This window comes from Serratia inhibens (assembly GCF_003591175.1).
GTDB classification, from domain to species: Bacteria; Pseudomonadota; Gammaproteobacteria; order Enterobacterales; family Enterobacteriaceae; genus Serratia; species Serratia inhibens.
In genome coordinates, this window is the sequence record NZ_QYYG01000012.1 from 67,963 (window position 1) to 87,332 (window position 19,370).

The following is a 19,370-nucleotide window of genomic DNA, read 5'->3' on the forward strand; positions in this document are numbered from 1 at the left end:
TTAAAGAGAAACAGGCAAGATTTAGACATTTTCAGGCATTTCCCTCCCCGCTCGCAGCTTTTATCATCAATGTTCCCTCTGCGTCGCCCGTATGACCTGGGCCGCGTCTCACCGGTACCCTGCTGCCGGAAAACATCCTCCCCCATTCACTGATGACTGGAGTTACCATGAACATTACGCATGCCTATGCCGCGCATGACGCGAAGTCAGCGCTCGTTCCTTTCGATTACACACCGCGCGCCCTGCGCGACCACGATGTGCAAATCGAGGTTCTGTTCTGTGGCGTCTGCCATTCTGATCTGCACCAGGCCCGCAACGAATGGAACAACTCGATTTTCCCGGTGGTGCCCGGCCATGAAATTGTTGGCCGCGTAACCGCCGTCGGCAGCCACGTATCACGCCATCAGGTTGGCGATCTGGTCGGCGTCGGCTGCATGGTCGATTCCTGTCGCACCTGCCCGAGCTGTGACGAAGGGCTGGAGCAATACTGCGAAAGCGGCTTTACCGGCACCTACAACGGTCAGGATCGGCAAACCGGCGCCATCACCTACGGCGGCTACTCAACCGCTATGGTGGTGGATCAGGACTTTGTGCTGCGGGTGCCGGCAAATCTCGATCCGGCCGGCGTTGCGCCGCTGCTTTGCGCCGGTATCACCACCTATTCGCCGTTGCGCCAATGGGGTGCCGGGCCGGGCAAGAAGGTCGGTATCGTCGGCCTCGGCGGCTTGGGGCACATGGGGGTCAAGCTGGCGCGAGCCATGGGCGCTCATGTGGTGCTGTTCACCACGTCGGCCTCCAAAGTTGAAGACGCCAAACGCCTCGGCGCCCATGAAGTGGTGATCTCGCGCAACCCGGAAGAAATGGCGCAGCACGTCAACAGCTTCGATTTTATTCTCAACACGGTGGCGGCTCAGCACGATCTGAACCCGTTCCTCAACCTGCTGCGGCGTGATGGCACTTTGACGTTGGTGGGTGCACCGGAACACGATCACCCGTCGCCGCAGGTGTTTAACCTGATCATGAAACGCCGCCGCCTCGCCGGCTCGCTGATCGGTGGCATTGCAGAAACCCAGGAGATGCTGGATTTTTGCGGCCAGCACGGTATTACCTCGGATATCGAACTGATCCCGATGCAGCAAATCAACGAAGCCTATGAGCGCATGCTGAAAAGCGACGTGAAATACCGTTTCGTGGTGGATATCAACTCTCTGCGAGCATAATGCGACGGGCGCCCACTGCGGCGCCCGTTTTTTGTCATAGCTGTTTAATCACCCGCGCCGGATTACCGCCGACCACGCAGTTGGCCGGCACGTCCTTGGTGACTACCGCCCCGGACGCCACCACCACGTTATCTCCCAGAGTGACGCCAGGGTTAATTACCGCCCGGCCGCCAATCCACACGTTATTGCCAATGCTGACCGGTTTGCCGAACTCCGCACCGCCGACGCGGGTTTGCGCATCCAACGGATGGGTAGCGGTATAAATATGTACCCCCGGTGCCAACAGGCAGTTATCGCCAATATGCACTTCGCACACATCCAGGATGACACAGTCAAAATTGGCGTAAAAATTCTTCCCCAGATAGATGTTATAACCGTAATCGCAGCGGAACGTCGGTTCGATGGTTCCCCCCTGATACCGGCCCAGCAGCGCCGTCAGCCACTGCTTACGCAGGTCGCCCTCGTCAGGGGATGAATGGTTGTAATGGTGCACCAGCTGGCGCGCGCGCTTGCGTTCGCTGCGCAGCAGCTCGTCACCGGCATCGTACAGTTCGCCGGCAATCATCTTGCGTTTTTCTTCACTCATCGCCATCTCAGGGTATCCTTTGGTCTCGCGGCTCATTGATTAAAAAAGCCTAGTCTTTCCTGGTGCCCAATAAAAAGGGAACGTTCCCATTTTCGAATCGCGATCACAATTTAAAGAGAAAAAAGAGATGAAGAAGCGGAAAAGGCAGGCAACCACGCCTGCCCTGCCGATTAAGCGCGCAGTTCCTGCCGCACGTGGTCGGGTAACCCTTCCAGCACCAGCTGATATGAACTGTCGATCAGGGTATAAAATTGCGAGTTCGGCAAGTTGCCGTCGAGAAACACCGTATTCCAGTGCGCCTTGTTCATGCCAGCGCAGGCGACGATCTCGGGGTGATGCTCGCGCAGGCTTTCTGCCAACTCCGGGCTTGATTTCACCGCCAGGGCCGGCCGGCCCTGTACCTCGCACACCATGGCGAACATCACGTCGCCGACCTTGATCTGGCTGGCCTGCCACTGGTTCTGGTCGCTTTGTTCCGCGCCCGGCTTCGCCATGCAGTATTCCAGCAGTGCTGTGTTATTCATTGGGTTACTCCCCCTGTAAAGTGGCCACAATACGGCGTGAACCGCCGTGGATGCGGTGCTCCCCCAGCCAAATCCCCTGCCATGTGCCCAACATCAGCCGCCCGTGGCTCACAGGCAGCGTTAAAGATGCGCCCAGCAGCGAGGATTTGATGTGTGCCGGCATGTCGTCCAGCCCTTCGTAGTCATGCTGATAGGGTGCGTTCTCAGGTACCTGACGCAGGAAATGCTGCTCCATGTCGGCTCGCACCGTGGGATCGCAGTTCTCGTTGAGCGTCAGCGAGGCCGAGGTATGCTGCAACAACAGATGCAGCAAGCCAGTTTGCAGGCGGTGTAAGTGAGTTAACTGGTCAGTAATCTCTTCGGTAACCAGATGAAAACCACGCGCTTTTGCGCTGAGGATAAGCGTTTGCTGATGCCACATGAGTGAGCGCCCCTCAATCAGTATATTCTCTATCCGGTTTGCGGCAACTTTGGCGGCAAACCGACAACAAAAAAGGAGCGATATCGCTATCGCTCCTTTGCTAACGCAGCTTTACCCTAACAGTTTTTACTGCACCGCGGCAAACGCCTCGGCCACCTGATGCACGTTGTTGTGGTTCAGGCCGGCCATGCAAACGCGTCCGCTGTGGATCAGGTACACGCCGAACTCTTCACGCAGGCGATCAACCTGCGCCGCGCTGAAACCGGTGTAGCTGAACATGCCGCGCTGCTGCAGCAGGTAATCGAAGTTACGCTGCGGCAACGCAATTTTCAGCGCCTCTACCAGCGTTTTGCGCATCTCAAGGATACGGGTGCGCATGCTTTCCACTTCCGCCAGCCACTGGGCTTTCAACTGCGTATCGTTCAGCACCTTCGCCACCACCTGCGCACCGAAGTTCGGCGGGCTGGAGTAGTTGCGGCGTACGGTGGCCTTCAATTGCCCCAGCACGCGCCCGGCGGCTTCTTCGCTTTCGCACACCACCGACAGGCCGCCGACGCGTTCGCCATACAGCGAGAAGATTTTCGAGAACGAGTTACTCACCAGGCACGGCAGGCCGGCGGCGGCGATAGTGCGGATAGCGTAGGCATCTTCAGTGATACCGCCGCCAAAACCCTGATAGGCGATATCGAGGAACGGGATTAGCTCACGCTCGGCGATCACCTTGACCACTTCATCCCACTGGGCATTGGTCAGGTCAGAGCCTGTCGGGTTGTGGCAGCACGGATGCAGCAGCGCGATGCTGTGTTTCGGCAGCTGTTTCAACGCGCTCAGCATCGCGTCGAACTTCACGCCCAGGCTTTCGCCATCAAAGTACGGATAGGTGTTCACTTTGAAACCGGCCCCGCCGAAGATGGCAATATGGTTTTCCCAGGTGGGATCACTGACCCATACCTGCGAATCCGGGAAGTAGCTTTTCAGGAAGTCGGCCCCCACTTTCAGCGCGCCGGAACCGCCTACGGTCTGAATGGTGGCGATGCGCCCCTGTTGCAGCATCGGGTGTTCGGCCCCGAACAGCAGGTGCTGAATGGCAGTACGGTAAGGCAGCAGACCTTCCATCGGCAGATACACCGACGCGCCCTGATCCACGCTGTTCAACTGCGCTTCCGCTGCGGCAACCGCCTTCATCTGCGGGATAATACCCCGCTCGTCATAGTAAAGGCCGATACTCAGGTTAACCTTGTGCGCACGTGTGTCTTTTTTGAATTTTTCCATCAGCGACAGGATAGGATCGCCTGCATAGGCATCAACGTTCTGGAACACGGGGTCGTTCTCCTAGATTGGGTTATTCACAGGGTACAGATTCAAACGCTGTAACGACCAGGGCGATGGTTCATCGCGATAATCAGATTCAGCACCATTGCACCTAATATAGACGCAATTAGCAGGGAAATATTCACCACAAACAGTGAGGCTAACACGATAGAAATATCGACCGCCATTTGCAACTTGCCGGCGCGCAAACCGTATTTATCCTGCAGATACAGCGCGAGAATATTGACGCCGCCCAAGCTGGCCTTATGGCGAAATAACACAATAAACCCTAATCCCATGATCATGCTACCGAACACCGTTGCATAAAAAGGCTGCAGGCGATCAAAATGGATGAAATAGGGGTGCAAATCGGAAAATATCGACACCAGCGCCACCGAGCAGAAGGTTTTGACGGTGAACGCCCACCCCATACGGCGGATCGCCAGATAATAGAACGGCAGGTTAAGCAAAAAGAACGCTACGCCGAACGACAGCGGTGTCAGGTAGTTGATTAAAAAAGCCAATCCGGCGGTGCCGCCGGTCAGCGCGCCGGCCTGCCGCAGCAGGATCACGCCGAACGACACCATCAGCGTGCCGATCAGGATCGCCAGCACGTCTTCCAGCAGAGTATGGGAAATATTGTCTTCAGGGCTGATGCAGTTATCCATGGTGTTATTACTCAAAGTAGGTTGCCGTCACCACCCGGTGAACCGGGTTTGTACGCTGAATAATGCAAAAGCCACACCATAAGATAAGCAAAACGGTCGTCATCATGCGATTCCGCAGGATGTTCGGCATTTACCCACAATAAGCCGCTGTTTTTATTTAAAATAAAAAACGCACAAAACACGCATAAATATCAAAATAACTGCAAACACCATGCATTAAATTCATATTTACCAGCCACATCTCGCATCAAATGCCCATTAATGGTGCAGCCCGCCCTCAAATGGTTCATTAAATGGATGCGACGATGTCCGATCAGCGCGCTACCGGCAGCAACCCGTTTTCTTTCAGCCGGTTCAGTACCACCGCGGTTTTCACGTGCGCTACGCTCTTGTGCATCGACAGGGTTTTGCTGATAAAGTCGCTCAACGCCGCCAGATCGGCCACCGCCACCTTTAACAGGTAGTCAGCGTCGCCGGTGGTTTTATAGGCGTCGAGAATAGCGTCAACCTCTTCCAGCATGCGATGAAAGCTGTCCACATGCTCCTGGGCATGGTTGGTCAGACTCACTTCGATTAACCCCACCATCCCCAGCCCCACGGCCTCCGGCGCCAGCCGCGCATGGTAACCGCGGATCAACTGAGCCTGTTCCAGGCTGATACGCCGCCGTGAGCACTGGGAAGCGGACAACCCCACCAACTCGCTCAGTTCCTGATTGGTCAGACGGCCATTGGCCTGTAACAGCGTCAGGATTTTCATATCAAAATCGTCAATGTTGTACATAGCCACCTGTAAACCCGTTAAGAAATGTTGACGTTACAGACTATCAGTTTTTTTGCCCCTGTAATCCCCCCGTTTTGATTCCCCGGCGACGCCTCACAGTTTCATTGCACCACCCTGGCCCATTTCCGGTCATCACGAGCACGCAATGCGAGCATTGCGTGCGAAAAACAAGGTTAAAACGCCTTAAACTCCGCAATAATCACGGTTTAATGCACGGTTCGTGAGTCAAAACGAAAAATAATTAAATAACGTTTTCAGCAGGTTATTAGTGAAACGCCCCCATCCCCCTTACCCGCTGGCCCGATAGTTGCTAAATCCCCAGCGACACGCATTTACCTTTTTGGGGAACACAGATGGACAATCATCAGTCAGAAAACCAGTTGAAAAGAGGGTTAAAAAACCGTCATATCCAGCTGATCGCTCTCGGCGGCGCCATCGGCACCGGGCTGTTTCTCGGCATCGCCCAGACCATAAAGATGGCCGGCCCCTCGGTGCTGCTCGGTTACGCCATCGCCGGGGTTATCGCCTTCTTTATCATGCGCCAACTGGGTGAAATGGTAGTGGAAGAGCCGGTGGCCGGTTCCTTCAGCCACTTTGCCAATAAATACTGGAGCGGTTTTGCCGGCTTTATGTCCGGCTGGAACTATTGGGTGCTGTACGTGTTGGTGAGCATGGCAGAGCTGACCGCCGTGGGCATTTACGTACAGTACTGGTGGCCGGAAATCCCGACCTGGGTCTCCGCAGCGGTATTCTTTGTGGCGATCAACGCCATCAACCTGACCAGCGTCAAAGTGTACGGCGAGATGGAATTCTGGTTTTCCATCATCAAAGTGGCGGCGATCATCAGCATGATCGCATTTGGCGCCTGGCTGTTGGCCAGCGGGCACGGCGGACCGGACGCCAGCGTGGCCAACCTGTGGCAATACGGCGGTTTCTTCCCTAACGGCATCAGCGGCCTGGTGATGGCAATGGCGGTGATCATGTTCTCGTTCGGTGGCCTGGAGCTGGTCGGCATTACCGCCGCCGAAGCGGATAACCCGGAAAAAAGTATTCCGCAGGCCACCAATCAGGTGATTTACCGTATTCTGCTGTTTTATGTCGGCGCACTGGCGGTGCTGCTGTCACTGTATCCGTGGCAGAAGGTGGTGGAAGGCGGCAGCCCGTTCGTCCTGATCTTCCATGCGCTGGACAGCAATCTGGTGGCGACGCTGCTGAACATGGTGGTACTGTCCGCCGCGCTGTCGGTGTACAACAGCTGCGTGTACTGCAACAGCCGCATGCTGTTTGGGCTGGCGAAGCAGGGCAACGCGCCGCGCACACTGCTGAAGATCAATCGCCGTGGCATTCCGCTGGCGGCGCTGAGCGTGTCGGCGCTGGTGACCGCACTGTGCGTGCTGCTCAACTACCTGATGCCGGGCAAGGCGTTTGAATTGCTGATGGCGTTGGTGGTGTCCGCATTGGTGATCAACTGGGCAATGATCTGCATTACCCACCTGAAGTTTCGGCGCGCCAAGCGGCTGGCCGGGCAGCAAACGCGTTTCCAAAGTTGGGGTTACCCGTTCACCAATCTGATTTGTCTGCTGTTTTTAGCCGGGATTTTGGTCATTATGTTTATGACGCCAGGCATCCGGATTTCGGTAGTGTTGATTCCGGTTTGGCTGTTGGTGTTGGCGGCAAGCTATCTGCTGAAGAAAAAGAACGCCGCCGCGCCGGGCGCCATTGCTGAATCCAATAACGTCTAAGCAAGGGAAACAGATGAAAAAGCTACTACCTCTCGCACTGCTGGTCGCCGCCGGGAGCGCCAGCGCCCAATCCCATCTGGATAAGGTGACACAACAGGGCACGCTGGAAGTTTGCACCACCGGCGATTATAAGCCCTACACCTTTTTGAAGGAAGACGGCAGCTACGAAGGCATTGATATCGCCATGGCGGAATCGCTGGCCAAGAGCCTGGGCGCCAAAGTGAAATGGGTGAAAACCAGTTGGAAAACCCTGACGCCGGACTTTGTCGCCGGCAAATGCGACATCGCCATGGGCGGCATTTCCGTCACGCTACAACGGCAAAAACAGGTGTTCTTCGCCGATAAGCTGGATACCGACGGTAAAATCCCGCTGGTGCGCTGCACCGACGTGAAGAAATACCGGACCGTCGATCAAATCAACAAGGCGTCCGTGCGCCTGCTGGAACCGGCAGGTGGCACCAACGAAGCTTTCGTACATGCTTACCTGCCCGACGCCAAACTGACGTTGACCCATGATAACGTAGGTATTTTTCAGCAGTTAGTGGACAAGAAAGCCGATGTGATGATCACCGATGCTTCCGAAGCGCTGTATCAGCAAAAGCGCTACCCGAAACTGTGTGCGGTCAATCCGGACAAACCGCTGCAATATGGCGAGAAGGCCTATATGTTGCCGCGTGATGATCTGAGTTGGAAGCTGTATGTGGATCAGTGGCTGCACCTGGCCAAAGCGACCGGCGAGTATCAGAGCATTATCGATCAGTGGCTGGCGGTAAAGAAGTAACGCATTGAAGGTTGGGGCCGGCATCTTGCCGGCCCACGACAGGCTATTCGCCGATATATTCCATCGCCACGCGTTGCGTCAGCTTGGTAATCAGCTCATAGGCGCTGATGCCGGTACAAGCGGCAATGCGTTCAACCGGCAACGCCTTGCCCCACAGCACCACTTCATCGCCGACCTTATCGGTCGCATCCGGCCCGAGATCGACCGAAATCATGTCCATCGACACCCGGCCGACCACCGGTACTTCACGGCCATTGAGCCACACCGGGGTACCGGAAGGCGCACTGCGCGGGTAACCGTCGCCGTAACCCATCGCCACCACACCCAGACGAGTATCGCCTTCGCTCACCCAGGTACCGCCGTACCCCACCGACTCGCCGGCCTTGTGGTCACGTACCGCGATCAGGTTGGACTTCAGCGTCATCGCCGGCTGCAGATCAAACTGGCTGCCGCAGGAATCCTCCATCGGCGAAACGCCATACAAGATAATGCCCGGGCGCACCCAATCATTGTGCGCATCCGGCCACAGCAAGGTACCGCCCGAAGCGGCGATCGAGCGCTGGCCTGGCTTGCCACGGGCAAAACTTTCGAAACACTGTATTTGCTTGAGCGTAGCGTCAGAGCCCGGTTCATCGGCACGGCTGAAGTGGCTCATGATATTGACCGGCTGCGCGACGTTACGGCAGGCGCTCAGACGCTGATAAAAGGCTTCGGCCTGTTCCGGACGCACGCCCAGACGGTGCATACCGGTATCCAGCTTCATCCATACCGGCACCGGGCGCGCCAGCTCGGCCAGCTCCAGCGCTTCAAGCTGTTCGATACTGTGCACCGCGGTTTCAATGTTATTCGCCACCAACACCGGCAAATCTTCCGCGCAAAAGAAGCCTTCCAGCAGCAGGATCGGTTTCACGATGCCGCCGGAGCGCAACATCAGAGCCTCACCAATGCGTGCCACACCGTAGCAGTCTGCGTCTTGCAGGGTATGAGCTGTTTCCAGCAGGCCATGTCCATAAGCGTTTGCTTTCACAACGGCAATCAGGCGGCTTTGCGGCGCCTGACGGCGCACCTGTTGCAGATTATGTCGCAGAGCGCGGCGGTCGATAACAGCGGTTGCCGCTTTCATTTCAATTCCTTAGCTGATTATTCATCATCATATTGTGGCCCCGCGTAGTTATCGAAACGCGACCACTGGCCGTTAAAGGTCAGGCGCACGGTACCGATCGGGCCGTTACGCTGCTTACCCAGAATAATTTCGGCAATCCCTTTCATGTCGCTGTTCTCGTGATAAACCTCGTCACGGTAGATAAACATGATCAAGTCGGCATCCTGCTCGATGGAACCGGACTCACGCAGGTCGGAGTTGACCGGGCGTTTGTCGGCGCGTTGCTCCAGGCTTCGGTTCAGCTGCGACAGCGCCACCACCGGTACCTGCAGCTCTTTCGCCAGCGCCTTCAGCGAGCGGGAAATTTCAGCGATCTCCAGCGTACGGTTGTCGGACAGGGCCGGCACGCGCATCAGCTGCAGGTAGTCGATCATGATCAGGCTGAGGCCGTCATGTTCGCGGAAAATACGGCGCGCGCGGGAGCGCACTTCGGTTGGCGTCAGGCCGGAGGAGTCATCGATATACATGTTGCGCTTCTCCAACAGGATACCCATGGTGCTGGAAATGCGCGCCCAATCCTCGTCGTCGAGCTGGCCGGTACGGATACGCGTCTGGTCGACGCGCGACAGCGACGCCAGCATACGCATCATGATCTGGTTGCCGGGCATCTCCAGGCTGAAGATCAGCACCGGTTTTTCCTGCGTCATCGCGGCGTGTTCACACAGGTTCATGGCGAAAGTGGTTTTCCCCATCGAAGGACGGGCGGCGACGATGATCAGGTCCGACTTTTGCAAACCGGCGGTTTTCTTGTTGAGATCCTGATAGCCGGTGTCTACCCCGGTAACCCCGTCGTGCGGCTGCTGGTACAGCTGTTCGATACGCGAAACGGTGTCTTCCAGAATACGCTCAATACCTTTCGGGCCTTCATCTTTACTGGCGCGATTTTCCGCGATCTGGAATACCCGCGACTCGGCCAAATCGAGCAGATCTTCGCTGCTGCGGCCTTGCGGATCGTAACCGGCGTCGGCGATCTCATTGGCGACCGAGATCATTTCGCGCACCACCGCGCGTTCACGCACGATGTCAGCATAAGCACCGATGTTCGCGGCGCTTGGGGTGTTTTTCGACAGCTCGGCCAGATAGGCGAAACCGCCCACCGAATCCAGTTCACCGCGCTGCTCGAGCGATTCGGACAGGGTGATCAGGTCGATAGGCCGGCTCATTTCCAACAGCCGCTGCATCTCGGTGAAGATCAGGCGGTGCGGGCGGCTGAAGAAATCGTTGGAGACCACGCGTTCCGATACGTTATCCCAGCGTTCGTTATCCAGCATCAAACCGCCCAACACGGACTGTTCCGCCTCCAGCGAATGTGGCGGCATCTTCAGCCCTTCCATCTGGCGATCTCGGGGGCGATCTCTGGCTTCGTCCGCGTAATTTTTGTTGGTTGGTTTTTTTCCTGCCATGAAGCGTATTCTTTATCCGGTTGCGAATGGAGAATCCTGACGCGAGAGTATACGTGATTTTTATCTGTGATTCCCGCGGCATAACCGATGCAAAAAAGGTATCAATCCGCACCCGGCTAAACTGGATCGTCAATACTAAAACGCGTAGGGTGAAATCAGACACCCCAACGAGGTAATGAAATGGCAAAGCGCATTCAATTCTCCGCCACCGGCGGTCCGGAAGTGTTGCAATACGTTGATTTTACACCTATCGATCCGGCAGCCGGTGAGGTCCAGGTTGAGAATAAGGCGATCGGCATCAACTACATCGATACCTATATTCGCAGCGGCCTCTATGCGCCCGCCAGCCTGCCAAGCGGGTTGGGCACCGAAGCGGCCGGCGTGGTGATCAAGGTGGGCGCCGGCGTCAGCGCGGTGAAACCTGGCGACCGCGTGGTTTACGCCCAGTCGTCGCTCGGCGCCTACAGCGACATTCACAATGTTTCGGTGGAGAAAGTGGCGATCCTGCCGCATAACCTGAGCTTTGAGCAGGGTGCAGCCTCGTTCCTGAAAGGGCTGACGGTACATTATCTGCTGCGCCAAACCCATGAAGTGCAGCCGGGCGAAGTGTTTCTGTTCCATGCCGCCGCAGGCGGCGTCGGGCTGATTGCCTGCCAGTGGGCCAAGGCGCTCGGCGCAAAGCTTATCGGCAGCGTCGGCTCCGACGAAAAAGCTGAACTGGCTAAACGCGCCGGCGCCTGGGCGACCATCAATTACCATAAAGAAGATATCGCCCAGCGCGTGGCTGAACTGACGCAGGGCGAAAAAGTCGGTGTGGTATACGATTCGGTGGGCCAAAGCACCTGGCAGGCTTCACTCAATAGCCTGAAACGCCGTGGGCTGATGGTCAGCTTCGGCAACGCTTCCGGCCCGGTAACCGGCGTCGATCTGGCGCTGTTGAACCAGAAAGGTTCGCTGTACGTCACCCGCCCTTCGCTTAACGGTTACGTCACTAACCGCGACGAGTTGCAATTCGCCAGCAATGAGCTGTTCTCATTGATCGGCAGCGGCGCCATCAAGATCGACGTAAAAGAAGAGCAAAAGTTTGCGCTGGCCGATGCGCAGCGTGCGCATGAGGTGCTGGAAAGCCGCAACACCAGCGGTTCAAGCCTGCTGATCCCCTGATCCCAGACAAAAGAAAAGGGCTCCGTAAGGAGCCCTTTCTATTACTGCATTTGTAGGGGTAGAGCAGAGTCCGCCAGAGACAGGGGGTTGCTTCAGCAACGCTCGTATTGGGTATTATTGTCTCTTGCGGTGATGAAATAGGTCGCATCGCTGCATCGACAAATATCCTACCAGCCCCTAAACGCGAAAAACACGCTTAATGTGCCGCATTCGCATTTAAAACGCCAAGGTGTGATCGTCGCCGCATTCACGATGAATTTGTTACGCACATTTCAGCATGACTGCCTGATTACTCGACAAAAAATCAGTACCGGCGTATTTGCGGCTTCTGCATCGAACGGTATATCCAGACGCCCACCACCGCCAAAATCAGCCAGGGCAACAGCTTTATCACCATCGCAAACAGGCCGCCCAACAGCATAAACGCCGCCGCTACCAGTAACGCGGCGAACACGCCCAGCAGCGAAATTCCGGTCACCATCAGCATCACTACAAAGCCAATGAGAAAGAAGAGTTCTAACATGATTGCTCCTTCGCAAAACAAAGTCTCTGCAGGAGTATTACAAGATGCGTGCCAGAACGGCGGAAAAGATAAGTAATTGAAATATAAAAACAGGCAAACAGCAGAGCGCTGAATGCCTGATGAAAAAGACTAACTATTAGTCAAATTTTTTGTGTATTACGCCACTTCGGTACGCGGCAAACGTACCAGATCCAGCGCAGCTTCCACCACGCGCGCATCGGCGCCCGGTTTGTGGGCGTTCTCGCTCAGATGGCGACGCCACTGGCGCGCACCCGGCACGCCCTGGAACAGGCCGAGGATATGGCGGGTGATGTGCCCCAAATAGGTGCCGTTCGACAGCTCACGTTCAATATACGGATACAGCGATTCGATAATCGCCACGCTGTCCATGACCTCGGTCTGGCGACCAAACAGCTCACTGTCGACCCGCGCCAAAATGCCCGGATTCTGATAAGCCTCGCGCCCCATCATCACGCCATCCAGATGCTCCAGATGCTGCTTTGCTTCTTCCAGCGTTTTCACACCGCCGTTGATGGCAAGAGTCAACTGCGGGAAATCCCGTTTCAGTTGGTACACGCGCGGGTAGTCCAGCGGTGGCACCTCACGGTTTTCTTTCGGGCTGAGGCCGGACAACCAGGCCTTGCGCGCATGGATAGTAAACATGTCGCACTCGCCGCGCCCGGCGACGGTGGCGATAAAATCACACAGAAACTCGTAGCTGTCCTGGTCGTCAATACCGATGCGGGTCTTGACCGTCACCGGGATCGACACCACGTCACGCATCGCCTTGATGCAGTCGGCAACCAGCGTCGCCTGCCCCATCAGACAGGCGCCGAACATGCCGTTCTGCACCCGATCGGACGGGCAACCGACGTTAAGGTTAATCTCGTCGTAGCCACGCTGTTCGGCCAGTTTGGCACAGTGCGCCAGCGCAGTCGGATCGCTGCCGCCCAGTTGCAACGCCACCGGATGTTCTTCTTCGCTGTAGGCCAGATAGTCGCCCTTGCCGTGAATAATAGCGCCGGTGGTCACCATTTCGGTGTACAGCAACGTTTCTTTGGTCAGCAGGCGATGGAAGTAACGGCAATGACGATCGGTCCAGTCGAGCATCGGCGCAATGGAGAAACGATTGGCGGCATATTTTGAGGCGTGGTTGTCTGTCGTCATGCTGAGTTACTGGCTACCTGATCTGTCTGGGATTCAACGAACGGCGTACTGCCGCAAACGGCTATTATAACGACAATCGGCGGCATTGGGAAAACCGCCGTGTCATCAGGCCAAAAAGAAAAAGAAAAAACGAATAAAAACGCCTCTTCAGGTGTTCTCTCACCAAGGGGGCAATTCGTCTCTCTTCCAATGAGGAAAAAACCATGAACAGTTTCGTTAAACGCCTGTTGCTGCCCATTATTGCCGGCTCTGCGTTGTTTTCCGGCGCGGCCCTGGCAATGGGGGGTGACGGCAGCGGCCAAACCACGCCGACCTGCCCGAAAGGCCAGATATACGACACAAAAACCAAGACCTGCATGGTCGATAAAAGCAGCATGATCGGCGACAACGATCGGGCGAACTACGCCTATGCGCTGGCAAAAAGCGGCCGCTATCAGGATGCCCTCGACGTGCTGAACACCCTGAAAAATCCCAACACCGCCGTAGCGTTGAACTACCGGGGTTACGCCACCCGCAAGCTCGGGCGCACGGATGAAGGGATCGGCTACTATTTAAAATCAGTGGCGCTCGACCCCAACTACGCGAAAGTCCGCGAATATCTGGGCGAGGCCTATATGGTAAAAGGCCGTCCGGACCTGGCGAAAGAACAGCTCAGCGTGATCCAGTCACTGTGCGGCACCGGTTGCGAAGAGTACCGCGACCTGGCGGCAGCCATAGATCACCATCCCGAATCATAAGACAGCAAGGCCCGGAGGCGAGCATCAGCAACGACGCAATCCGCAACGAAATCGGCCAGTATCTTTCCCGCCTGTGGCGCTATGGTTTAGTGCTCTCTCACCGGCGGGATATCGCCGACGATTTGGTACAAGCCACCTGTGTGCGGGCGCTGGAGCGCGCCGCACAGTTTACGCTGGGTTCGCGTATGGATCGCTGGCTGTTTTCGATTCTGCATTCCATTTGGCTGAACGAAGTCCGTGCCCGGCATATCCGTCAGGGGCAGGGTTTTGTCGACGTCGACGATCTGGCCGGCGAGGAAAACGGGGAAGAGACGATATGGGCCAATGAGGTGATGCAGCGGGTCAATCGCTTGCCGGAGGCGCAGCGCAATACGCTATTCCTGGTGTACGTGGAGGAGCTTTCTTACCGGGAAGCGGCCGAGGTACTCGGCGTCCCCATCGGCACCATCATGAGCCGCCTGGCAGCGGCACGTCTACGGCTTGCAAACGACAGCGCGCTGCAAACCCGCGCCCCGCAGTCAAAAGGAGAACGATCATGAGCTCATACTATACTGCGGATGAACTGCTGGTCGCTTATCTGGATAATCAACTGGATCCCCAACAGCGCCGCAGCCTGGAACAGCGCCTGGCCGACGAACCGGCATTGGCCGACCGTTTGTCGCTGCTGGAGCGCAGCAATCTGCCGTTCAAACAGGCATTTGCCCCTTTACTGGATGAAGCACCGGCGCAACGGCTCCAGGCCAGATGGCCACTTGCCACTCCCGCCCCACAACGCGGCGTCAGCCGCCGTGCCCTGATTGCCGCTGCCGTCGGTTTTCTGGCACTGGGTGTCGCGGGCGATCGCGCCTGGCTGCAAGCGAGTCAGCCAGAAGACAACTGGCGCGGCCTGGTCGCCCAATACATGGCGCTCTATACCCCGGAAACGCTGGCAGGCTTCGATAGCTCCCCTGCGTTACTCGCCAGCCAGTTGCAATACACCGGTGAACGGCTGGGCATTGCCCTTCCCGCTCCCAAACTGGCATTGAACGGCGCAGAGCTGAAAAATGCCCGCGTGCTGGCTTACGACGATCGTCGTATTGCGCAGTTGACCTGGCTGGACGCCCGGTTTGGCCCGCTGGCGCTGTGCATCATCCAACAATCGGGCAAGCCGGAATCCGCACAAAGCGAACGCCGTCAGGGGATGAATGTGGTGTATTGGGCCGATGGCAGCCACAGCTTTATGCTGATTGGCCATAATCCGGCGGCGGAAATGACCGCGCTGGCGGAGCGCCTGCAAGGCTCACTTTCCGTCTGAGAGAGGGAATGGGCGTTGCTCACCGCTCAGGTGTCGGCATAGCGTTTGATTTTCCTCTTCTTTTCAGGCGCGCAAACCCTGCTCCTGCCTCCCGGAACATCCTTATCAGCGGAAAAGGGGGCGACTCTCGGCGATTACGCTTAATCATGGTAAAATCGGCTTTTTTACGTACCGGGATATTTGCCATGAACTCAAGCACCCAGGAAAAGCTGCTGTCGCAGGCTGAACAACTCTGCCAGCAACGCAATGTGCGGCTGACACCGCAGCGGCTGGAAGTGTTACGCCTGATGGCACAACAGCCCGGTGCCATCAGCGCTTATGACCTGCTGGATCTGCTGCGGGTGGCCGAACCGCAGGCTAAACCGCCAACGGTATATCGCGCGCTGGATTTTCTTTTGGAACAAGGGTTTATTCATCGGGTGGAGTCAGCCAACAGCTATGTGTTGTGCCATCACTTCGAACAACCGATGCATACCTCTGCCCTGTTTATCTGCGATCGCTGTGCTCAGGTGACTGAACGCACCACCGAAGGGGTCGAGGAGACGCTGCAAAAGCTGGCGAAAGAGTCGGGTTTTGTGCTGCGCCACAGCGTGGTGGAAGCGCATGGCCTGTGTTCAGGCTGTGTTGAGGTAGAGGCCTGCGACAGCAAGCATGATTGCGGCGAGCACGATCACAGTATCGCCATCAAGAAGAAATAAATTATGCGGGGTTGGTCAGGCACTTCCCTGTACCTGCGGCCGTGGCGTCAAGGGGATGAAAAACGCCGGGCCGGCTACAGTCAGTCGCTTACGGCCACCGTCCGCTGTGGCCCTGCTCGCTACCAGCGATACTTGTTGTGGTCTTCCCAGGATTTAACTTCTTTCTCGGCCGCCTCTTTCTGGTAGCCGTAACGTTCCTGGATTTTACCGACAAGCTGTTCGCGTTTCCCTTCAATGACCGCCAAATCGTCATCGGTCAGCTTGCCCCATTGTTCCTTCACTTTCCCTTTGAACTGTTTCCAGCTACCGTCGGCTTGATCTTTGTTCATAATCTCTCCGTTAACCTGTGCTAAATCAGTTTGACACTGTGCTGACAGGGCATCTAACCAAGCAATTTTTATGGTCTATTACCGCCAACCAAAGGGTTGCCACGCCCCATTTATTTAGCCAGCCACATGATCAATTGTAGACGCAGATAACGAAAAAATAACAAAACCCAGAACAAAACCCCATTAAGAAACAATTTACCAGAAAAACACGCCAACAAACAAGGCACTACCCGAATGTGAAGACGCTTCGGAACATGTAAGCAAATATAAATAAAAACATAAGATAAATTAATTAATTTTCAATAAGGATCACTGGCCTATCGCACCGCAAACCAGGTACCCTGCAGCCGGTGACGGTGCCAGAACCAGCCCAGCGCAATACCCCGCAGCGACAGAAACACCGCCAGCGCCAGCCATAATCCGTGGTTGCCTAATACCGGGACGGTAAACAACGTCAGGCCGAAACCGACGGCGGCCACCGCCATGCTGTTGCGCATTTCTGCACCGCGGGTGGCGCCAATAAACATGCCGTCCAGCAGATAGCACCACACACCTACCAACGGCAGCGCCACTTGCCACGGCAGATAATGACTTGCCAGCGTACGCAGTTCAGGCAAAGAGGTTAGCGCTGCCACGATATGCTGCCCGGCAAAGGCATACACCACCCCAAAGGCCAGCGCCACCAGGCAAGCCTGGCGACATGCCGCGCTCCACACCTTGCGCAGTTGGCTATCGTCGCGGGCGCCATAGGCATGGCCGGAATGCGCCTCTACCGCGTAGGCAAAACCGTCGAGCGCGTAGGCAGTAAAAGTCAGTAAATTCATCAGCACCGCGTTTACCGCCACTACCTCACCACCAAGCCGGGCACCGAAGATGGTCAGTGAAGCAAAACACAATTGCAGCAACAATGAACGCAACATAATGTCGCGATTCAGCGCCAACAGGCGCCGCAGATTACCGCGCCAGGCCTGGCGCAACATCGGGGCGGAAATGCCGCGTATGCGCATCACCCGCCAGGCAAGCCACAGCCCCAGCAACAACGTGGCATATTCAGAGATGGCGGTGGCTATCGCCGCACCCTGCACATTCCAGCCCAACCCTACTACCAGCCAGATATCCAGTAAGATATTCAACAGATTACCGACAATCAGCAAGATCACCGGCGCACGCACGTATTGCACCCCAAGCAGCCAGCCCAGAATCACCATATTGGCCAGCGCTGCCGGCGCGCTTAGCCAACGGATTTCGAGGAAAAGCCGCGCCTGTTCCAGCACTGCACCATCACCGCCCACAACCTGCAGAGCTGCATCGATCAACGGATGGCGCAGCAATACGATGGCCAACCCGGCCAAGACCGCCATCAGGAGCGGTTGCATAAAAGCGCGAGCCAGTGCCGGCGGATCCTGCGCACCGAGCGCCTGCGCCGCCAGGCCGGTAGTGCTCATGCGCAGGAACAGCAGTAGCATAAACAGGAAGCTGGTAGCCATGGCGCCAATCGCAACGCCGCCCAGATAGGTAGAACTGTCCAGGTGGCCAATCACCGCAGTATCCACCAACCCAAGCAGCGGGACGGTAATATTGGAAAAGATCATGGGCAACGCAAGGCGCCATAGGGCTTTATCAGTATCGCTGGTGAAGGCAGAAAGCAGGCGCATAGTGAAATGTTCCCGTGGCGGTAGGGTTTGAATGAATCAGAAATGACATCGCCCCAGAGCTGGGGCGATTTAAATCAGGGGACGACGTTCAGGCGGGTGGGTTAAATCCAGTCGCCATTACGGATCACACCGACCGCCAGGCCTTCAATGGTGAAATTCTGCTGACGCAGATCGACCACGATAGGCTGGAATTCGCTGTTTTCCGGCAGCAATTCAACCACATTGCCGTGTTTTTTCAGACGCTTGACCGTTACTTCGTCTTCAATACGCGCCACGACCACCTGGCCGTTACGCACGTCCTGGGTTTTATGCACCGCCAGCAGATCACCATCGAGAATGCCGATGTCACGCATCGACATGCCGTTGACCCGCAGCAGGAAATCCGCACTCGGTTTGAACAGGGAAGGATCCACCTTATAGTGCCCTTCGATATGCTGCTGCGCCAGCAGCGGTTCACCGGCGGCCACGCGGCCAATCAGCGGTAAACCTTCTTCATCTTCCATCAGCAGGCGAATACCGCGCGAAGCGCCGGAGACGATCTCGATCACGCCCTTGCGCGCCAGCGCTTTCAGGTGTTCTTCTGCAGCATTTGGCGAACGGAACCCCAGACGCATGGCGATCTCGGCGCGCGTTGGCGGCATGCCAGTTGACGAAATATGATCGCGAATCAGATCATAGACTTCTTGTTGTCTGGTAGTTAGTGCTTTCATTCCGCCCCCTGTTTGTTTATACAGTCTTGCTGTGAGTATATACAGGTAAGCGCGCCTTGGGAACCGAAGAATGAATAAAAATCAGGGATTAGCGCCCCCGCCGCAACGGAGCATTCCACTCAGACAAAGTGCTGCCACAGTACGGAACCCCAGACAAACAGCGCCAGTACGATCGTCAGCGTTACCGCCGCCGACCCCATATCTTTCGCGCGGCCGGAAAGCTCGTGGTGTTCCGTACCCACCCTATCGACAATGGCTTCAATCGCGCTGTTCAGCATCTCGACGACCACGACCAGCAGCACCGATCCGATCAGTAAAATACGCGCTATCGCACCCACATCCAGCCAGATCGCCAGTATGATAGCCAGTACGGTCGCCACCAGCTCCTGGCGGAATGCGGCTTCGTGCTGCCAGGCAGCAGAAAACCCTTTATAGGAATAGCCGGCGGCTTTAATAATACGGGTCAGGCCGGTTGCTTGGTTTGCCATGTTTTT

General features: G+C 56.4%; 22 protein-coding genes. 8 read left to right on the forward strand and 14 right to left on the reverse strand.

Annotated elements, in window-relative coordinates; translation table 11 throughout:
* Positions 1–167 precede the first annotated feature (167 nt).
* Positions 168–1,220 carry an NAD(P)-dependent alcohol dehydrogenase gene (locus D4100_RS24015; protein WP_006317812.1) on the forward strand — a complete coding sequence of 351 codons (1,053 nt, stop codon included), beginning with the start codon at positions 168–170 and terminating at the stop codon, positions 1,218–1,220.
* A gap of 34 nt (positions 1,221–1,254) precedes the next feature.
* On the opposite strand, the gene maa is transcribed toward D4100_RS24015, so the two are convergent.
* The 6 genes from maa to D4100_RS24045 all read right to left on the reverse strand — a co-directional run bounded on the left by maa (position 1,255) and on the right by D4100_RS24045 (position 5,511).
* Positions 1,255–1,812, reverse strand: a complete 558-nt coding sequence (gene maa, locus D4100_RS24020; protein ID WP_043912159.1) for a maltose O-acetyltransferase — start codon at positions 1,810–1,812, stop codon at positions 1,255–1,257.
* 164 nt (positions 1,813–1,976) lie between these two features.
* Positions 1,977–2,330 carry an MmcQ/YjbR family DNA-binding protein gene (locus tag D4100_RS24025; protein WP_006317810.1) on the reverse strand — a complete coding sequence of 118 codons (354 nt, stop codon included), beginning with the start codon at positions 2,328–2,330 and terminating at the stop codon, positions 1,977–1,979.
* Positions 2,331–2,334: 4 nt separating this feature from the next.
* Positions 2,335–2,751, reverse strand: coding sequence for a secondary thiamine-phosphate synthase enzyme YjbQ (locus D4100_RS24030; protein ID WP_006317808.1), 417 nt, complete (start codon positions 2,749–2,751; stop codon positions 2,335–2,337).
* 126 nt (positions 2,752–2,877) lie between these two features.
* On the reverse strand, positions 2,878–4,071 hold the full coding sequence (locus D4100_RS24035) for an amino acid aminotransferase (protein WP_006328339.1): 1,194 nt from the start codon (positions 4,069–4,071) through the stop codon (positions 2,878–2,880).
* A gap of 41 nt (positions 4,072–4,112) precedes the next feature.
* Positions 4,113–4,730 carry a YitT family protein gene (locus D4100_RS24040; RefSeq protein ID WP_006317804.1) on the reverse strand — a complete coding sequence of 206 codons (618 nt, stop codon included), beginning with the start codon at positions 4,728–4,730 and terminating at the stop codon, positions 4,113–4,115.
* A gap of 313 nt (positions 4,731–5,043) precedes the next feature.
* On the reverse strand, positions 5,044–5,511 hold the full coding sequence (locus D4100_RS24045; protein ID WP_004948752.1) for an Lrp/AsnC family transcriptional regulator: 468 nt from the start codon (positions 5,509–5,511) through the stop codon (positions 5,044–5,046).
* Between the two features lie 353 nt (positions 5,512–5,864).
* Between D4100_RS24045 and D4100_RS24050 the strand changes: the two genes are divergently transcribed.
* Complete coding sequence (locus tag D4100_RS24050) at positions 5,865–7,253, forward strand: amino acid permease (protein WP_119805406.1); 1,389 nt, start codon at positions 5,865–5,867, stop codon at positions 7,251–7,253.
* 13 nt (positions 7,254–7,266) lie between these two features.
* Positions 7,267–8,034 carry a transporter substrate-binding domain-containing protein gene (locus D4100_RS24055; RefSeq protein WP_006317802.1) on the forward strand — a complete coding sequence of 256 codons (768 nt, stop codon included), beginning with the start codon at positions 7,267–7,269 and terminating at the stop codon, positions 8,032–8,034.
* 43 nt (positions 8,035–8,077) lie between these two features.
* Here D4100_RS24055 and alr read toward each other — a convergent pair whose 3' ends face one another.
* Positions 8,078–9,157, reverse strand: a complete 1,080-nt coding sequence (gene alr, locus D4100_RS24060; protein ID WP_119805407.1) for an alanine racemase — start codon at positions 9,155–9,157, stop codon at positions 8,078–8,080.
* 17 nt (positions 9,158–9,174) lie between these two features.
* Positions 9,175–10,599: a replicative DNA helicase gene (gene dnaB, locus D4100_RS24065; protein WP_006317800.1), complete on the reverse strand. Its 1,425-nt coding sequence runs from the start codon at positions 10,597–10,599 to the stop codon at positions 9,175–9,177.
* A gap of 180 nt (positions 10,600–10,779) precedes the next feature.
* On the opposite strand from dnaB, the gene D4100_RS24070 reads away from it, so the two are divergent.
* Complete coding sequence (locus D4100_RS24070; protein WP_119805408.1) at positions 10,780–11,763, forward strand: quinone oxidoreductase; 984 nt, start codon at positions 10,780–10,782, stop codon at positions 11,761–11,763.
* A 304-nt stretch (positions 11,764–12,067) separates the two neighbouring features.
* Here D4100_RS24070 and pspG read toward each other — a convergent pair whose 3' ends face one another.
* Complete coding sequence (gene pspG / locus D4100_RS24075; RefSeq protein ID WP_006317798.1) at positions 12,068–12,286, reverse strand: envelope stress response protein PspG; 219 nt, start codon at positions 12,284–12,286, stop codon at positions 12,068–12,070.
* Positions 12,287–12,442: 156 nt separating this feature from the next.
* Positions 12,443–13,453: a tRNA dihydrouridine(20/20a) synthase DusA gene (gene dusA / locus D4100_RS24080; RefSeq protein ID WP_119805409.1), complete on the reverse strand. Its 1,011-nt coding sequence runs from the start codon at positions 13,451–13,453 to the stop codon at positions 12,443–12,445.
* A 203-nt stretch (positions 13,454–13,656) separates the two neighbouring features.
* On the opposite strand from dusA, the gene D4100_RS24085 reads away from it, so the two are divergent.
* The 4 genes from D4100_RS24085 to zur all read left to right on the forward strand — a co-directional run bounded on the left by D4100_RS24085 (position 13,657) and on the right by zur (position 16,182).
* Positions 13,657–14,190, forward strand: a complete 534-nt coding sequence (locus tag D4100_RS24085) for a tetratricopeptide repeat protein (RefSeq protein ID WP_006317794.1) — start codon at positions 13,657–13,659, stop codon at positions 14,188–14,190.
* An 89-nt stretch (positions 14,191–14,279) separates the two neighbouring features.
* Complete coding sequence (locus tag D4100_RS24090; protein ID WP_006317793.1) at positions 14,280–14,729, forward strand: RNA polymerase sigma factor; 450 nt, start codon at positions 14,280–14,282, stop codon at positions 14,727–14,729.
* Positions 14,726–15,484, forward strand: a complete 759-nt coding sequence (locus D4100_RS24095; RefSeq protein ID WP_119805410.1) for an anti-sigma factor family protein — start codon at positions 14,726–14,728, stop codon at positions 15,482–15,484. The genes D4100_RS24090 and D4100_RS24095 overlap by 4 nt, the downstream gene beginning before the upstream one ends.
* Positions 15,485–15,669: 185 nt before the next feature.
* Positions 15,670–16,182 carry a zinc uptake transcriptional repressor Zur gene (zur, locus tag D4100_RS24100; RefSeq protein ID WP_006317789.1) on the forward strand — a complete coding sequence of 171 codons (513 nt, stop codon included), beginning with the start codon at positions 15,670–15,672 and terminating at the stop codon, positions 16,180–16,182.
* Between the two features lie 119 nt (positions 16,183–16,301).
* Here zur and D4100_RS24105 read toward each other — a convergent pair whose 3' ends face one another.
* From D4100_RS24105 to D4100_RS24120, 4 genes are all read right to left on the reverse strand, one after another.
* Positions 16,302–16,511: a CsbD family protein gene (locus tag D4100_RS24105; RefSeq protein WP_006317788.1), complete on the reverse strand. Its 210-nt coding sequence runs from the start codon at positions 16,509–16,511 to the stop codon at positions 16,302–16,304.
* A gap of 317 nt (positions 16,512–16,828) precedes the next feature.
* Positions 16,829–18,166: an MATE family efflux transporter DinF gene (dinF, locus tag D4100_RS24110; protein WP_006317786.1), complete on the reverse strand. Its 1,338-nt coding sequence runs from the start codon at positions 18,164–18,166 to the stop codon at positions 16,829–16,831.
* Between the two features lie 101 nt (positions 18,167–18,267).
* Positions 18,268–18,876 (reverse strand): transcriptional repressor LexA, encoded by a 609-nt coding sequence (gene lexA / locus D4100_RS24115; protein WP_004948794.1) that lies wholly within the window; start codon positions 18,874–18,876, stop codon positions 18,268–18,270.
* A gap of 119 nt (positions 18,877–18,995) precedes the next feature.
* Positions 18,996–19,364 (reverse strand): diacylglycerol kinase, encoded by a 369-nt coding sequence (locus D4100_RS24120; RefSeq protein ID WP_006317782.1) that lies wholly within the window; start codon positions 19,362–19,364, stop codon positions 18,996–18,998.
* Positions 19,365–19,370: the final 6 nt, after the last annotated feature.

Bases quoted from the DNA above. Each gene is read 5' to 3' on its own strand.
- D4100_RS24015 (WP_006317812.1), top strand. From the start codon at position 168: ATGAACATTACGCATGCCTATGCCGCGCATGACGCGAAGTCAGCGCTC.
- maa (WP_043912159.1), bottom strand. From the start codon at position 1,812: ATGGCGATGAGTGAAGAAAAACGCAAGATGATTGCCGGCGAACTGTAC.
- D4100_RS24025 (WP_006317810.1), bottom strand. From the start codon at position 2,330: ATGAATAACACAGCACTGCTGGAATACTGCATGGCGAAGCCGGGCGCG.
- D4100_RS24030 (WP_006317808.1), bottom strand. From the start codon at position 2,751: ATGTGGCATCAGCAAACGCTTATCCTCAGCGCAAAAGCGCGTGGTTTT.
- D4100_RS24040 (WP_006317804.1), bottom strand. From the start codon at position 4,730: ATGGATAACTGCATCAGCCCTGAAGACAATATTTCCCATACTCTGCTG.
- D4100_RS24045 (WP_004948752.1), bottom strand. From the start codon at position 5,511: ATGTACAACATTGACGATTTTGATATGAAAATCCTGACGCTGTTACAG.
- D4100_RS24050 (WP_119805406.1), top strand. From the start codon at position 5,865: ATGGACAATCATCAGTCAGAAAACCAGTTGAAAAGAGGGTTAAAAAAC.
- D4100_RS24055 (WP_006317802.1), top strand. From the start codon at position 7,267: ATGAAAAAGCTACTACCTCTCGCACTGCTGGTCGCCGCCGGGAGCGCC.
- alr (WP_119805407.1), bottom strand. From the start codon at position 9,157: ATGAAAGCGGCAACCGCTGTTATCGACCGCCGCGCTCTGCGACATAAT.
- dnaB (WP_006317800.1), bottom strand. From the start codon at position 10,599: ATGGCAGGAAAAAAACCAACCAACAAAAATTACGCGGACGAAGCCAGA.
- D4100_RS24070 (WP_119805408.1), top strand. From the start codon at position 10,780: ATGGCAAAGCGCATTCAATTCTCCGCCACCGGCGGTCCGGAAGTGTTG.
- pspG (WP_006317798.1), bottom strand. From the start codon at position 12,286: ATGTTAGAACTCTTCTTTCTCATTGGCTTTGTAGTGATGCTGATGGTG.
- dusA (WP_119805409.1), bottom strand. From the start codon at position 13,453: ATGACGACAGACAACCACGCCTCAAAATATGCCGCCAATCGTTTCTCC.
- D4100_RS24085 (WP_006317794.1), top strand. From the start codon at position 13,657: ATGAACAGTTTCGTTAAACGCCTGTTGCTGCCCATTATTGCCGGCTCT.
- D4100_RS24095 (WP_119805410.1), top strand. From the start codon at position 14,726: ATGAGCTCATACTATACTGCGGATGAACTGCTGGTCGCTTATCTGGAT.
- zur (WP_006317789.1), top strand. From the start codon at position 15,670: ATGAACTCAAGCACCCAGGAAAAGCTGCTGTCGCAGGCTGAACAACTC.
- D4100_RS24105 (WP_006317788.1), bottom strand. From the start codon at position 16,511: ATGAACAAAGATCAAGCCGACGGTAGCTGGAAACAGTTCAAAGGGAAA.
- dinF (WP_006317786.1), bottom strand. From the start codon at position 18,166: ATGCGCCTGCTTTCTGCCTTCACCAGCGATACTGATAAAGCCCTATGG.
- lexA (WP_004948794.1), bottom strand. From the start codon at position 18,876: ATGAAAGCACTAACTACCAGACAACAAGAAGTCTATGATCTGATTCGC.
- D4100_RS24120 (WP_006317782.1), bottom strand. From the start codon at position 19,364: ATGGCAAACCAAGCAACCGGCCTGACCCGTATTATTAAAGCCGCCGGC.